Here is a 15,457-nt window from a genome sequence, read left to right as displayed (position 1 = left end):
AATGAGGCGACGCTCGGTATTAGCAGTAGTCGCTGTTGTCGTCGCACTCGGTGTGGGGGCCTACGCACTCATTTCCAGAACCAACGACTATACGGTGAAAATCGTGGTTCCTTCGGCAGCGCAGCTGCTCCAAGGGTCACCGGTCTGGATCGATGGCGTGCACGCCGGCTCGGTCAAGAGCCTGCGGGTAAGCGACGGCAAAGCAATCATCGAAGCGAGCCTTTCGCATGACTTCGCGCCGCTGCATGATGGAACGACGTCCCGGGTGGAGTGGAACTCCGTGGTGGGGGAGAGGATGCTGACTCTGTACCCTGGGCCGTCGAAGAACCCGGTGATACCGAACGGTGCGATGTTCGAGGCCGACTCGAAGCAGGTTGAGGTCGATCAGATCCTGGCGATGCTCGACAAGCCGACCCGGGATCGTCTGGTGTCACTGATCGGCGAGTTGAATGATACGACGTCTGGTCAGGAACAGGAGCTCAAAGCCACTCTGGCCAGCGCTGGCCCTGCCGTCAACGCTCTAGGCGAGGTCCTTAAAGGGATTGGTCAGGATGGCCCGGCGATTCGTGACCTCGTCACCCAGTTGGACAAGACGACTGCGGTGGCCGCAGCCCACAGCAACGACCTGTCGGGAACGGTCAAGGACCTGAGCGCTGTCACAGGTGCGGTGGCGCAAAAGCAGTCGCAGCTCTCGGGCACCCTGAAGGAACTACCGCCAACACTGCAGGCCGCTGAGGGAACTCTTGGTCATGTCCCAGCGGCCGGTGACGCAACCATTCCACTATTAGTGGATCTGAAACCAGCCACAGGTCAACTGGCCTCGGTGAGCCGAAACCTGAGTCCAGTACTGCAGGATCTGCGCCCAGTCGTTGCTGATCTACGACCAGCGCTGGCCGCTGCGCAGCAGCTGCTGGGTCAGACGCCCGGCCTGCTCGACACCGCGCACCAGGTCTTGCCGCCAGTGCGGGATACATTGGTCAGCTATGCGCCGACGGTGGCTTACCTGCGACCCTATACACCTGAGTTGATCGGTTGGTTGCACAACTTCGGACAGAGTTTCGCTGAGTACGATTCTCAGGGCCACTTCTGGGCCGCGACCGTGGCCCCGGGTACGAACGCCCTGAACGACAGTTTGATCCAGCCACCTGGTTCGTACACGTCAGCCCGGCCCAATCCGGGTTCGGTCGTCGGACAACCATGGACCGATGCCCATGGGAGCGGTATGAGATGAGCAGCTCTCGATCAAAACGATTTGTGCTCAGTGCGATTGTGATAGCCGTGGCCGCGGGCGTCGCAGCCACCACCATGGGGCCGATCGGGAACAACGACCAGGACTCGATTCTTACCGCGTCCTTCACCGATGCCTGGCCGATCGTGGCAGGTAACCGGGTCAAGGCGGCGGGGGTCGACATAGGTACGGTCAAATCCGTGAGCCTCCAAGGTGGCCGCGCTGTCGTGCAGATGGAGATCCAGAATGCTCTACGTCCATTGCACGAGGACGCTCGGGCGAGCATCGAATCGAAGAACCTGCTCGGCGAGCGTTTTATCAGTATCGATCCCGGCTCACCAGACGCACCCGAGCTCGGGGAACCGGCGGTGATCGACACATCCCACACCAGTCGGGCTGTCGATCTTCAAGAGGTGCTCAATTCTCTCGACACACCGACCGCTACAGCGCTGGGTGCATTGCTGACCTCGTTGGGTGAAGGTGTTGACGGCAACGGGGAAGAGATCGCTGGAACCATCAAGGCTTTGGCTCCGGCGATGCAGCAGTCCGGCGAACTGGCGCAGATCCTTGACGAGCAGAATTCGCTACTGACTCGTCTTGTAGATCAAGCACGGCCGGTGGCGAATGCGCTCGCGGGTAATCGTGGCAGTGATTTGGACAAGCTCGTGGACTCGAGCACGCAAACGATGACGGTAGTGTCCGCGCAGCAACAGGCTGTGAACGATACTATCCGCCAGCTGCCGGCTACCCTGGTCCAGGCGCGAGCGACGTTGGTGCAGTTGTCCGGCGTCGCTGAGCCGACCACTGCAACACTGTCGTCGCTGCGGCCGATCACTGACAAGTTGACCGATGTGAGTTCAGAACTGCGCCAGTTCTCAGAAGCCGCGGATCCCGCGCTTGCCTCGTTGCAGCCTGTGTTGGATCGTGGGAACGCAATGCTCGACGAAGCAGCACCACTGGTTCACTCGTTGCTCCCCGCAGGTGGCGAACTGCGTGACGTGGCGCAGTCGGGCAGGCAGCTGGCCGAGAACATCCTTGGAGATCATCTGACTCAGTTGATGGAGTTCATGAAGGGGTGGGCATTAGCCACTTCGGACTATGACGCCATCAGCCATTATTTCAAGGCGATCCTGCCGATTTCTCCGAGCCCGTTGTCGCGAGCGATCGCCGGGCCGGTGCCAGGTCTGCCGGATAATCCGGTGTCGAATCTGCCCCTGCCGACGGTACCTCGTCTGCCATTGCCCGGCAGGACCGGTGACAGCAGCGATGGCAACAGCGCAACCGGGTTGACCCAGAGGCAGGAGAAATCATTGCTGGGTCAACTTCTTGGAGGGCTGTGATGGTTACACCGGAAGCACGAAAAAATGCCCGTTCGGTTGGCGTGAGCCTCATTGTCCTGATGCTCGTGGGTGTAGGAATTTATATCGCGTCCACGGCTCAGACTGGTTTACCGCTAACCCAGAGAACTACGGTCAAGGCTTCGGTTGACAACATTAACACGCTTTCTGTGAATGATGAGGTGCGTCAGCGGAGCAAGCGGATCGGAAGAGTCAGCGCAATCGACTTCATCGATGGCAGGGCTCTTGTCACGATGAAGCTTGAAGGTGATCACAAAATATACAACGACGCACATGCGGCGGTATGGGACACGTCGGCTCTGGCGCAGAAATTCATCGAGCTGGATCCCGGTACCTCGGCTGCGGGAAGGCTCGGGGACAAGGTTATTCCGGTGACCCAGACCACGGGATCGTCTGACCTTCAGCAGCTGCTCGGAGTGTTGGATCCGGAGACTCGTACGCAAGCCAGCAGCACCATTCGCGAAATAGGTGGCGGAGTAGCTGGTCACAGTCAGGATATTCATAATTTTCTCGATATATCGCAGGATCTTCTTGATGACCTGAGCACCACGGCCAACACGCTGGCATCAGACCAGATGGATCTGCCCGCGCTGCTGCGCAGCGCCGATCAGCTGGTGAGCCGTTTCAACGGCCGAGAAGAACAGATCAGCGCACTGGTGCAGCAGACAGATTCTACCCTGCGTGGTATCACGGTGGATCAGGGAAAATCGTTGGAGACGGCACTGGCGAAAACTCCTACCACGTTGCAGGAGGTTCGCGACGCGCTTCACTCTCTCGATACGCCACTGGCAGATCTCCAGGTCGCGATGACGAGCCTTGAGCCGGGCGCCGCCTCCTTGGGACAGTCCACACCAGACCTGCGCGGTGTGTTGCGTGAAGCAGTTCCGGTCCTTGGAAAGGTGCCAGGAGTCTCCGAGCACGCAGAACCCGCGGTAGAGGACTTGCGGCACACGTTCGCTGATGCGCGTCCGCTGGCGCCCAAGGTGACTGATGCGCTCGGCTACCTGGCCACTCCGCTTGGAGTGCTTGTACCTTACGGTCCCGAGATCGGACAGTTCTTCGTTCGCGGCCACAGCTTCGTGTCCGAAGGCCCGGCTTCTGGAATTCGATTTGCCCGCCTGAGTCCAAATGTCGGAGTCGGGAGTGTGACCGGTGGGCTGTATAGATCGGACGACTTCCCGCGCAATGATTACCCGAAACCGGGTGAGGCCACGCGCGATCGGGCCACGACCGGCCTACCTCCTGGCTTGTTGCCGAGTGGAGGGCACCGATGAGTTTCATACAACGGTCCACTCGTGGCATCAGACGGCGGGTTACCATATCGCATAGAACGGTGGGTATCGGTGTTTTCGTTGTGATACTCCTGTTCGGCGCCGCGGTGTTTCAGATGGACAAGATCACAACAACGCTCGGCTCGGGCGACACAATTCAGGCGGAGTTCAGCCGCGGATACAAACTCGAGGAGTATCACAGCGAGGTAAGAGTTGCCGATGCGACGGTCGGCAAGGTCACAGGTGTCAAGCAGACCGATCACGGAACCGTAGTGGTGTCCATGAAGGTCGACAATGATGTGCGTGACATCTTGAGAACTGCCCCGGGCGCGGCCGTGCGGCCCACCACGCTGCTCGGCGGCGTTTACTACGTGTCGCTGGTTCCCGGTGGTGCGAACGGCAGATTCGACGGCAGCACGATACCTGTTCAGCGAACCTCTGTAGCCGTCGAGCTGGACAAGGTTCTTTCGGCTGTGACTCCACCGGCGCAGAAAGGCGTGCAATCTTCGATTGACCAGCTGGACGAGACCCTACGTCAGGGTGGAAAGGAGTCCGTCAGGGCCTTGCTCAAGGATGCACCCGGCGCCCTTCAACCCGCCGGTGAGGTGCTTGACGCGGCTCGTGGCACGCAGCCGGAGACAGATCTTGCCGAGCTGGTGAGTGGATTGGAGACGGCGACGGTAGCGCTGAACCGAACTGATGGTCAGCTAAGTTCGATCTTTACGAATCTGCACCGCATCACGGCGGCGTTGGCTGCTGGGAGTCAACCGCTGGCCGAGTCGGTGAAAACGCTGCCGGACACGCTGCGAACGACCCGAACCGGCATGGATGATCTTCGCGTCAGTCTGGATCTCCTGACATCCACCGCCGGGTCGCTCCGGCCGACAGCAAAATCGTTGAACTCTTTGTTGCAGGAGCTCGATCCGGTACTGGTTCAGACACGCCCCCTGGTGAGTGATACTCGAACGTTGCTGACGGACCTGCGTCCGCTGGTGCAGGAGCTGATTCCTACCGCTGACAGGGCGACGCAGGTTCTGACGAATGTTCGAGGTCCGGTACTCGATCGAATCAACGGCCCGATCAAGCAAATGGTGCTCTCACCCTGGCAGGGAAGCGGCGTATACCAGGGTGGCGGAAACAGCAATCGTTTCTATGAAGAGCTGGGTTACCTCGGGGTCAACGGCGCGAAGGTTTTCCAGACACACGACCAGAACGGTACTCAAGGACGTCTGATGGCTGGTGTCAGTGGCAGGACGTTGGGTGGATCCGTCGTCCCGATGAGTCTGGAGCAGTATCTGGAGACCCTCGGGGTAGGCCAGCCGCCTGGCCCGCGAAGCAGTTCAGGCGGCCTGCTGCAGTTTCTGATGCTGCCGGAGGAACCACGATGAAACTATCGATGGGCCGGATCTGGGAGCGTCTGCGGACGGTCCCCGGTCTTGGCCGTGACGTCGGCGCCGTCACGGCAATGATCTTGGCTGCCATTGTCGCGATATACATCATGCAGTCCAAGATGTCGATAACCTGGCCGTGGACGGATCATCAGACTATACGTGCCGAATTCGAGTCGATAGCTGGGGTCAACCCGAAGAGTTCACCCAAGGTGACCATCGCCGGAGTGACGGTTGGCAAGGTCTTGGACGCGCATCCGACCCGACAGGGTACTGCAATCCTCGACCTTGAGATCGGTGGCGGACACCGGATCTATGACAACGCTCATGCGGTACTGCGCCCGAAGAACCCGCTTAACGATATGACGATCGAAATCAACCCGGGTGGCCCCCCGGGCAAGCCTCTTCAGAAGAAAGGGCTGATTCCCCTCGGCCATACCGAGCGGCCGGTTCAGGCGGACGAGGTGCTGCAGCACCTCGACGAGCGGACCCAGCTGGCGGTGACAAATCTGCTGGTCCAGTCTGATGTGGCGCTGGTTCGCGCACCCGAGGAACTGCCTGCAGGGCTGCAGGAAACTGATAACACGCTGGTGAAGATGCGGCCGGTGCTCGAAGCGTTGCAAACACGACGAGAAAAGATCAGCCAGCTGGTAACGGCGTTGGCGCAGATCGCGGGCGCGGTGGGGAAGAACGATCAGCGAATCGCGCAGCTCGTCGACTCGACGCAGCAGACCCTGTCGGTGCTCGCGAACAATGATCACGACCTGCAGGCCAGCCTCGAGCAGCTTCCTGGGTTGAGCGACGATCTTCGTCAGGCAATGACGAGCACTCAACATCTGACCACCCAGCTCAATCCGACACTGACTGGTCTCGGTGTCGCGTCCAAGAGTCTGCCGGGCACGCTTGACAGATTCAAGAAAACTGTTGATCAGCTCGATACGACCGTCGACAAGGGCCGGCCGGTGGTCGCGAAAGCGAAGCCGGTGGTCGCCGACCTGCGGCCGCTCATCGCCAACATCAACCCGTCGTTCAGTGATCTGCTGCCGGTGACCAACAGCCTGAAGCAGGACACCCAGACACTGATTCGCTATGAGGACGACATTCGGGCGTTTATTTACAACACGTCGTCGGTGTTCGGTGCGGGCGACAGCCCTGAGACCGGAATCATTCGTGGTCATCTGGTGATCCCGCTGCCCGACGGCGGTCTCCTTCCTGGCGGGCGGGACGGTTACGCACCGGGCCCTGAAAACGGCCTCGAAGGAGGAAATCGGTGATCTTGATGGGGCGATTGGGGCGGCTTGCCATCGTGGCTGGCTTCCTCGGCATCAGCGTGGCCGTGTTCGTCTACTTCCTTGCCGGCACGGAGACCAATGTGCCCATCGTGGAGTCCAAAGGGCGCATGGCTGCCATCATGCTGCAAGACGTCGACAATCTTGTGCCGGCGAGCCGGGTTGAGATAGCCGGCGTCAAGGTTGGCGAAGTGCGGAGCACGACCCAGGAGCCGGATGGCGTGCGTGTGGAGTTCGCCATCACCGACCCGAAGATTGTTCCGCTGCATCAGGGCGTCACAGTCCGGGTCGGCGCGCGCTCGATAGTCGAAGATAGCTACCTGGATATAACCGATGGTCATGGAGCGCCACTGCCCGATGGAACCGTTATTCCATCCAGCGATGTGCGACCCAGCACCCAGCTGGGCGACGTTCTGCGAAGTCTTGGCCCGCAGGCGCGGCAGGATCTTGGAAGCCTGATCCGTTCCGTCGGCGAGAGTACCCGGGGAACCCAGCAGAATATGGACGCGACTGTTGCTGGATTGGGGGACCTCGGCCGCGAAGGGCACACCGCGCTGGATGCCATCGCCGCGCAGTCGGAAGACCTGCGTAAGTTGGGCGGGCAAACCGAAAGGCTGCTGCGGGCGTTGGACACCGGAGAGGGCCAGATCGCCACGCTGGTCAGCAACGGGGAGCGGCTGACCGAGGCGACAGCTGGACAGCTTCAATCGATCGAGAACACGATGCGGATGCTGCCAGGGGTGCTGGATAAGGCAAAGAGCGCAGCCGGCACGATCGGTGACCTGTCTGCAGCACTCGGTCCGGTCGCGGCCAATTTGAAAGATGCGTCACCATTCCTGAGCACGGCTCTGGACCAGTTGCCAGCAACTACCCAGGATCTGCGTGGGCTGTTACCCGCGCTATCTGGAACTCTGGACCTCGCGCCAGCGACCCTGGACAGGGTGCCGACTTTGGGTACGGATGTCCGGAACATAGTTCCGGACGCCCGGGAAATCCTCCGTGACGCAAATCCCGTGCTCGCGTATGCCCAGCCCTATGGACTGGAGCTGGCAGCCTTCTTCGCGAACTTCAACGCGGTGTTGCAATACACCGACGAGAAGGGGGTTCACTATGCCCGCCTGCTTCCACATATCAATCTACAGTCGGTTCAGTCACCACTGAATCTCAACATCCTCGGGACCTACAACAACCCGCTCCCGCCGCCGGGAAGCGGCTCGGTGCCCGGACCGTTCACCGGCAAGTACCCACGAGTGGAACGAGCCCCTGAATGAGATTGGTCAGGCCAGCTTCGGGTGGCCGTGTCGGCAGGTGGATCGCGAGGCTCCGGCCTCGGGTCCACCTGGCCCGGCCGACCAGCAAGCAGCTCATGGCCGTCGTGCTGCTTGTGGCCACCTCTGTCGCTGTTGTCACCGGTCTGCTGAAGCTACGGAGCGATACCAGTCCAGAATCGTTCCTGCCTCATAATGACCCCTCCCTAAGTTCGCTTGAGGATGCGGCCAGATCATTCGGTGGTGACCCGATCATTGTTCTAGTCGAATCGTCGGAGCCGCTGCAGCTGCTGGGAACTGATCAACTGCCGAAGATGCTTGCGTTGGAGGGCGAGCTGGTACGGCTACCGAATGTTGCGACCGTTTACGGTCCCGCCACGGTGTTGAACCAGATCGCAGCTTCCGCCCAGAACCTGCTCGCGACGCTGGCCGGTCGACGGGACGTTCTGGCTGCCCAGGCAGAGCAGCAGGCCCGAAGCCAGGGTGCGTCTGAACAAAAGGCTGCCGCGGCTCGTGACGACGCGGTTGCCGCGTTCGACCAGCGATATGGGGCGCTCCTTGTTCAGGGCTTGCCGGCAGGGCTCCCCACTCTTCACAACCCGAACTTCGTTACGCGAGTCATCTTCGATCAAGCCGGTGCTCCTCGACCCCAATGGGCGCTCGTCGTTCCCAAACCGAACGCTGTCGCTATTCTTGTCCGTCCGCGCGAGACACTGGATCAGACAGGCACCGAACGACTTGTCTCCGCCGTGCGATCCACGGTGGACCATGCGGGGCTCACCACCACGCGAACAACTGTCACCGGAGTCCCGGCGGTGACGGCGGCACTGGGCAATCGGATCAGGTTGGAGATACCACTGCTTGGTGCACTCGCGGTGGTACTGATCGCCGTCTGTTACCTGCTCGTACCGTGGATCCGACCGAGACGGTATCGACTCGTTCCGCTCGTCACGACGCTCTGTGCGACCGCGTTGGTTCTGGCCGCCTTCGGATGGCTGAGCCGCCCGCTTTCACTCGGGGTCATTGCCTTCCTGCCCATCCTGGTGGGGATCGCCAGTGACTACCCGGCTTATCTGACCCAACCCGGTCCACGGCGGCAAGTGATCGTGGCGGCGTTCGCCAGCTCGACCGCCTTTGCTTCTCTGGCGATTTCGCCTTTGCCCTTCGTACGGGATCTCGGACTTGCGCTGGCCGGCGGACTGCTGGTTGCGTTGGGTCTCGGGCTCGTGGTTGGTCGTCGTCTTGTTCGGATGGCGTCGATTTCATCGGCCAGCCCGGTAGCGGCACACCTGGCGGATCTTTCCGAACGACCACGAGTTCCTGTCTGGAAGCGGATCTCCATACTGGCAGCGGTAGTTACCGTCGCATCGCTTGGCTGGTTCGCTTTACCCCACGTCGAGATCGAGGCGCAGCCGGATCGACTTGCCTCGGGGCTGTCCGCGTTGGACGACGTCAGCTACGCCCAGCAGACGCTCGGCGGGTCAGGCGAGGTCCAACTGGTAATGCGCGGTCCAGATGTTCTTGCTCCGGACGCGCTGGCGTGGATGAAACGTACCGAGGACCAGCTCGTCCTGCAGTACGGGAACCAGCTTAAAGCAGTTTTGAGTCCGTCCAGCCTGTTCAGTTTTCTGGGTGCGTCACCGACGCCGCAGGAGGTGGCGGCAGGAACGCAGCTTCTGCCCAGTTACCTCACGAATTCAGTGGTACGCGGCGACCGACAGCGAGCCACTATGATATTTTTGTTGAAACTTCAGGACCTCCATGATCAGAAACTTCTGTTTGACAGTGTCCGATCGGTCATTCCACCTCCGCCGCATGAATTTGACATCGATCTGGTCGGGTTGCCGGTGGTGGCGGCCCGCGGCTACCAGTTGCTCGTAGAATTGCCCTATCTGCCCAGTCTCGTCGGTATTTTCAGCGCCGGTCTGGTGCTTCTCATCGGCCTTCGTCGACGCTCCGACGCGTTACGAGCCGTCTTCGCTGCTGGCTTGGCCACCGGGTGGGGCCTGGGGGCGGTTTGGGTGCTGGGGATGTCGGTCACCCCACTCACGCTCGCGCTCGGTTCGCTGACTACAGCAACCGCGTGTGAGTTCACTGTGATGCTCAGCAGCGGGTTGAGTGGTAGACGCCTACAGTTACACCGTACCGTCCTCGCGGCAGCGATGGCTGCTGCCCTCGGCTACGCCGCCTTGGCCGCGTCTCGTCTGGAGATGGTCCGAGAGTTCGGGCTCTTGATGGCCGGCAGCGTTGGGTTGTCGTTCGTGGCCGCTCGGCTCGTCGTTGTACTCATCCCGTGGTCACACACACGGGCTCATGATCAAATTTTCTCATCGTGGCCGCTTGCGACAGAAATGAAAAAGGTGGAGGTATGAAGGTAGGTGCTCTCGCATTTTGCTTACAGCTGCCCGTCCGGCTTTCGAGTGCGCTTCGTCGTCTGCTTCCGGCCAGCAAGCGGTGGAGAGTCACCAGCCTTGTAGCGCTGGTGGCCATTGTTGTCGGTGTCGTATCCCTCTTGGTAGTTGGCCGGTTGACCGGCCTTCCGAATGGCGTGGCACTACGTGTTGGTGACACGAACGTCACGATGCAACAGGTAAATTATCGAATGGATGTTCTGAAGGCGTTGTACGGCGTCCAGTCGCCCGGAAACGAAAAAGGGAGAGACGCCTTTCGGCGGGATTCGGCTAAGGCAGTCGCAGTAAGCATGGTTCTTGATAACGAGGCGCGTTCCCGGAATATTGTCATTTCGGATAAATCGGCACGCGATGTTCTGACAGAGATGATCAATGGGCAGCTAGAGGGCGATCGTCAGTCGTTCATCGATCTGCTCCGCCAGTATGGGGCATCGGAACAGGACGTCATAGATGAGATCAAGCGACAGCAAAGCGTAGACAGGCTCTTCCATCAGGTCGGCTTTGGTACGACGTCTCAGGTAACCGACGGCGATATCCGTAAATACTATGACGACCACAAGAGCGCTATGGTGACGCCAGAGCGACGATCGATACAGAATATCGTCGTGGTGAACGAAGATCAGGCCAAGAATGTGCTCGAGGAAGCCCGCTCCGGAAGCGACTTCTCGGCATTAGTGAAACAATATTCCATTGACGAAAGCACGAAGAACTCTAATGGCAGGCTAGGCCTGGTGGAAAAAGGTCAGCTGGAGGAGCCGTACGCGAGTCAAGCCTTTACCGTGCCCATTGGCACGGTGTTCGGGCCTGTGAAGACATCGCATGGTTGGAACGTGGCTCACGTGCTCGAGGCTCAACCTGCTACTCCGCTGGAATTCGAGCAGATCAAGGATCGGCTGAGTCAGCAGCTTCACTGGGAGAAGGCTACCGACACGTGGCGTAAATGGCTCGGCAACGCGATCAAAAACGCTCACGTGCAGTATGCAGACAACTATCGTCCATCTGATCCTGATGCGTCGCCGCCGGTTCCGTCGACGTCGCCGCAGGCGAGCAGTGTTCAGCCGACCGAGTCTGGAAAAGGTCCATGACAGCCGAAGGTGTGGGCGATCTCGTTATTCCCCAGGGCTGCGAGCAGGTAGTTCCCCGGGTGGCCCATGGTGTTGATGTTAGCTGGGGTTCGCGGTGACCGGGGGGACGGCGGCCGTCTTTGGGCGTTTGTTGGGTCGGTAGCTGTGGCCGTTCATGAAGATCTGGTGGCTGGCGTTGACGAGCCGGTCGAGGAGGGATTCGGCGACGACGGGGTTCGGGAACAGGGGGTACCAGTCGACGGGTGACCGGTTCGAGGTCAGGATCATCGGTTTCCCGGCGCGTTCACGGACCAGCTTGTAGAGGTCGTCGGCCTGGGTCGCGGTGAGCTCGCGTATGGCGAAGTCGTCGAGGACCAGGACGGTGGGGCGGGCGAGTTCGGCGAGGCGGCGGGTCCAGGTGCCGTCGGCGTGGCCGCCGGCGAGGTCGGCCAGGACACGGGACAGCGTGGTGAAGCGGACGTCGGCGCCGGCGCGGATGGCCTGGTGGCCCAGGGCCTGGGCGATGTGGGTTTTGCCGACGCCGACGGGGCCGAACAGGATGACCGACTCGCCGGCGGCGAGCCAGCGCAGGGCGGCGAGGTCGCGGATCTGGGCGGCGGGCAGTTTCGGGTTGGCGGTGAAGTCGAACCCTTCGAGGGTGGCCTGTTCGGGGAAGCGGGCGCGGCGCAGCCGCCGGGCCAGCGCGGTGGCGTCGCGGCGGGTGATCTCCTCCTGGCAGAGGACCTGGAGGAACTCCAGGTGGCCGAGCTGGCCGGCACCGGCCTGGGCGAGGCGGGCGTCGAGGGTGTCGAGCATCTCGGACAGTTTCAGGGTGCGCAGCGTGCTGCGGAGACCGGTCCGGTCGACGACGGCGGGCGGGACGGTGCTGGTCATGGTAGGTGTTCCTGTCGTCTTGGTGCTGGTGGCCGGGGGGACGGCGACCCCGCCGGTCGCGGTGGCCGTGGCCGGCGGGGTCGCGGCGGTCACGAGGCCTCTTCCGCCGGGTCGGGGCTGGTCATGGTGGCCGGGGTCGTGACGTCGCCGGTGGGCGGGACGGCCAGGGGGATGACGTCGGCGAACAGCGCGGCGGGTCCGTGCAGGAACGTCGCCGCCCCGCCGTCCCCGGCCGATGGCGGCGCCGGGATGGTCTCGGTGCCGGCGGCGAGGATGCCCTTGACCGTGCGGTAGGACGGGTCCCCGGCGGCGATCGCCTTGGCGCAGGCCGCCTCGAGCCGGGCCGGGTTGTGTCGGTCGGCCAGGCCGATGACGCCCTGGGCGGCGCGCAGCCGGTAGAGCGCGTTCTCGGCCAGCAGGGCGGCGACGAGCAGGGCGCAGGCGGGACCGATCCGCTCGGCCTGGGCGCGGCACCAGGTCGGGCTCCGCATGTGGAAGGCGATCTTCTCGGGTGGGTAGTCGTTCAGGTCGGTCTGCTTGCCCCGCTCCTTACGGGGGTGGGTTTTAACGAGCTGCCCGTCGAGGAAGAACCGCACCATGGCGCCGGTGGAGCGGGCATGGACGCTCTGGCCGAGATAGCGCCAGGGCAGGGAGTAGAGGACGCCGTCGACGCGGGCGTGGATGTCCGGGGGCGACCTTCGCCGTCGAGCATCGCGCGGCCACGAACGGCGACGGCGGCAGCGGCCGCAACGCCTCCCGCTCCACGGCGTCGAAGACGGCCAGCGGAGCGGCGCCGTCCAGCAGCCGGCGCACCCGGACGCCCGCGACCTCGACGCACCAACGGACGGCTTCGGCACGCATCTGTTCGAGTGAGCCGAACTGTCGGCCCCGCCAGAACGAGCCGCGGACGTAGGGCATCTGCCTCTCGACGTGCGGCTTGTCCCGGGGTTTGAACGCCCGCGCCGGGTCGACCAGCACACCATAGTGCGCGGCGAGCTCGGCATACGCCCGGTTCAGCTTCGGATCGTAGAGATCGGATCGGTTCACCCCGGTCTTCAGATTGTCCGGGACGATCCGCGCCGGCACACCGCCGAAGAAGCCGAACGCCTCGACGTGCGCGACCGTCCAGGCATGGGAGTCCATGGTCACCACCGGGCGGACGAACATGTGTCGGGAGAACGCCAACACCATCACGAACGCCCACACCGTCCGCGGCCGGCCCGACGCCGGGTCGGTCCACGTTCCGAGCCGGCCGTAGTCAACCTGCGCCTGCTCGCCCGCCGCGGCCGGGGTCAACGCGCGGACGGTCACCTCCTGCCGGCGGGCTTCCTCGGCCACGTTCGCGTGGACATAGCGGCGCAGCGACGCCACCGACACCGCCAGGCCGTGGGAGTCGACGAGCCGCTGGTGGATCGTCGACATCCGCACCCCCGCCCGCAGCTGGCCGGCGATGAACTCGTGATGTTCAGCGATCGCCGGCCACGTCACCTGCCGCAGCCTCGTGTCCACCAGCCCGGGAACCAGCCCCGCACCCGCGCCGTCCACTCCGCCTCCGCCTCCGCCATCGCCGGACCACCCGGCCGCAGGCCAGCGGCCTCGGCGGGAGCCACGTACTTACGGATCGTCTTGCGGTCCACACCCAGACTCGCCGCGATCTCGTTCTTCGACCGGCCGGCGTGCCAGTGGACCAGGATCTCCACGATATCGATCACTTCGAAGGTTCTCCTCGCCCTCGCACCCCCCGCCTGACCTGCGCAGACGAGGAGCAACTGTGCTCCAACGGGAGGACCACCCCAAGCCCGACACGCACCCCGTCCCCCCGGGGAATTACGTGACCGTCAGCCCCTCACAACGGGGGAATTACTTGATCGTCCACACCGGACGACACAGCCGAAACTGTGCTCAGCGTGACTCTGGCATAGCGTACCGTCCTCGGTGGTCCTGCCGAGGCGCGCATGCGCCCCACGTCATCCCACGGTGATATAAGAATACCTACCTGGGATGATGTGTCGTAGACCACAAAGACTGCATACTTGTGCTGTCAACAGCAGATACAGAAAGACCAGAGGCATACGACGAGGCGGCTCATCCGCCTTCGAAATAGGCTGCGTCCATGCATCAATTCGAGGAAGTCGTAAATCGTCTCTGCGTTATTTGTACGCGTGACCGGAAAATTCGACAATCGTGAGGAAAGCATGGACGTCACTGCTGCCGTTGCCTACAAGCCAAACGAAGATTTCCAGCTTGAGACGTTAAGTCTCGATGAACCACGCGACAATGAAATTCTGGTAAAAATCAGTAGTGTAGGAATTTGCCACAGTGACCTGGCAGCTCGTGACGGGGCGATCCCGATCGAGCTTCCGGCCCTGCTCGGTCACGAAGGCTGCGGTTATGTCGAGCGGGTCGGGGCGGCAGTGACCAAAGTTCAGCCCGGAGACCTGGTAGTGTTGACATTCAACAGCTGCGGCGTATGTCCGAATTGCACAAGGAGTATTCCGGCATACTGCCATCAGTTCGCTCCTCTGAACTACGGCGGATCCCGCCCTGACGGATCCACAACAGTGTCTTCGGGCAACAGGAAGATCAGCAGCTACTTCTTCGGTCAGTCGTCGTTCGCGACGTACGCTCTAGCGAATGAGCGCAATGTGGTGAAGGTGAGCGATGACGTGCCTCTCGAGCTACTAGCTCCGCTCGGATGCGGGATCCAGACCGGAGCAGGAGCGATCATAAATTCTTTCAACTGTCCGGCGGGTTCCTCCTTGCTGGTCATCGGGGCCGGTGCCGTCGGCCTGTCAGCGGTAATGGCTGGCGTTGTGCAGGGTTGTGAACACATCATCGTCTCCGAGCCACACGCGTCGCGTCGCGAGCTGGCTTCCTCGCTCGGTGCGACACATGTCATTGACCCCGCGGAGGGAGCTCTTTCAGAGCAGGTCCGAGCGGTTCTGGCCACGGGCGTGGATTTCGCCTTCGATACCTCTGGCAATTCAAACGTACTTGCCGCAGTCACCCAGTGCATGGCCCCCCGCGGTCTACTTGGTCTGGTTGGTGTGCCGACCGATCCGCAAGCGGAGCTGTCCATCAACGTTATTTACGCGATGGTCCTCGGGCTGCGTGTCATGGGAATCGTCGAAGGTGACGCCAATCCCGACGAGTTCATACCGAGGCTGGTCGAGCTGTACAAGAGAGGCAGGTTCCCATTCGACAAGATTGTCAAAAGTTTTCCGTTCTCTCGTATTAATGACGCGGTTCACGAACAGGAGACCGGCCAAGCGGTGAAAGCGGTACT

Annotated in this window: 10 protein-coding genes and 1 pseudogene; 9 read left to right on the top strand and 2 right to left on the bottom strand. The window is 61.9% G+C overall.

Annotated elements, in window-relative coordinates:
• Position 1: 1 nt before the first annotated feature.
• From NBW84_RS05510 to NBW84_RS05475, 8 genes are all read left to right on the top strand, one after another.
• A complete protein-coding gene (locus NBW84_RS05510; RefSeq protein ID WP_250282306.1) occupies positions 2-1,231 on the top strand; it encodes an MlaD family protein in 1,230 nt (409 codons plus the stop codon).
• The gene (locus tag NBW84_RS05505) at positions 1,228-2,568 is read left to right on the top strand and encodes an MlaD family protein (RefSeq protein ID WP_250282304.1); all 1,341 of its coding nucleotides are present in this window, start codon (positions 1,228-1,230) and stop codon (positions 2,566-2,568) included. Before NBW84_RS05510 ends, NBW84_RS05505 begins: the two co-directional genes overlap by 4 nt.
• Positions 2,568-3,860, top strand: a complete 1,293-nt coding sequence (locus NBW84_RS05500) for an MlaD family protein (protein ID WP_250282302.1) — start codon at positions 2,568-2,570, stop codon at positions 3,858-3,860. The genes NBW84_RS05505 and NBW84_RS05500 overlap by 1 nt, the downstream gene beginning before the upstream one ends.
• 59 nt (positions 3,861-3,919) lie before the next feature.
• Complete coding sequence (locus tag NBW84_RS05495) at positions 3,920-5,245, top strand: MlaD family protein (protein ID WP_250282299.1); 1,326 nt, start codon at positions 3,920-3,922, stop codon at positions 5,243-5,245.
• A complete protein-coding gene (locus NBW84_RS05490; RefSeq protein WP_250282298.1) occupies positions 5,242-6,519 on the top strand; it encodes an MlaD family protein in 1,278 nt (425 codons plus the stop codon). Before NBW84_RS05495 ends, NBW84_RS05490 begins: the two co-directional genes overlap by 4 nt.
• Before the next feature lie 5 nt (positions 6,520-6,524).
• A complete protein-coding gene (locus NBW84_RS05485; protein WP_250282334.1) occupies positions 6,525-7,805 on the top strand; it encodes an MlaD family protein in 1,281 nt (426 codons plus the stop codon).
• Positions 7,806-7,900: 95 nt separating this feature from the next.
• Positions 7,901-10,174: an RND transporter gene (locus tag NBW84_RS05480; RefSeq protein ID WP_250282297.1), complete on the top strand. Its 2,274-nt coding sequence runs from the start codon at positions 7,901-7,903 to the stop codon at positions 10,172-10,174.
• A complete protein-coding gene (locus NBW84_RS05475; protein WP_250282296.1) occupies positions 10,171-11,298 on the top strand; it encodes a peptidyl-prolyl cis-trans isomerase in 1,128 nt (375 codons plus the stop codon). Before NBW84_RS05480 ends, NBW84_RS05475 begins: the two co-directional genes overlap by 4 nt.
• Positions 11,299-11,376: 78 nt before the next feature.
• Here the strand turns inward: NBW84_RS05475 and istB are convergent, their stop codons facing one another.
• Together istB and istA are read right to left on the bottom strand one after the other, a co-directional pair.
• Positions 11,377-12,171: an IS21-like element helper ATPase IstB gene (istB, locus tag NBW84_RS05470; RefSeq protein WP_250282332.1), complete on the bottom strand. Its 795-nt coding sequence runs from the start codon at positions 12,169-12,171 to the stop codon at positions 11,377-11,379.
• An 89-nt stretch (positions 12,172-12,260) separates the two neighbouring features.
• A pseudogene (gene istA, locus NBW84_RS24090) lies at positions 12,261-13,883 on the bottom strand (IS21 family transposase).
• 483 nt (positions 13,884-14,366) lie between these two features.
• Between istA and NBW84_RS05450 the strand changes: the two are divergent.
• On the top strand, positions 14,367-15,457 hold a 1,091-nt coding region (locus tag NBW84_RS05450; RefSeq protein WP_445548641.1), incomplete at its 3' end, for an NAD(P)-dependent alcohol dehydrogenase.

Source organism: Protofrankia sp. CiP1_Cm_nod2 (assembly GCF_920664355.1).
Classification (GTDB): Bacteria; Actinomycetota; Actinomycetes; order Frankiales; family Frankiaceae; genus Protofrankia.
Note: the sequence above shows the minus strand (reverse complement) of the source record. Positions and strands in the feature narration are given on the sequence as shown.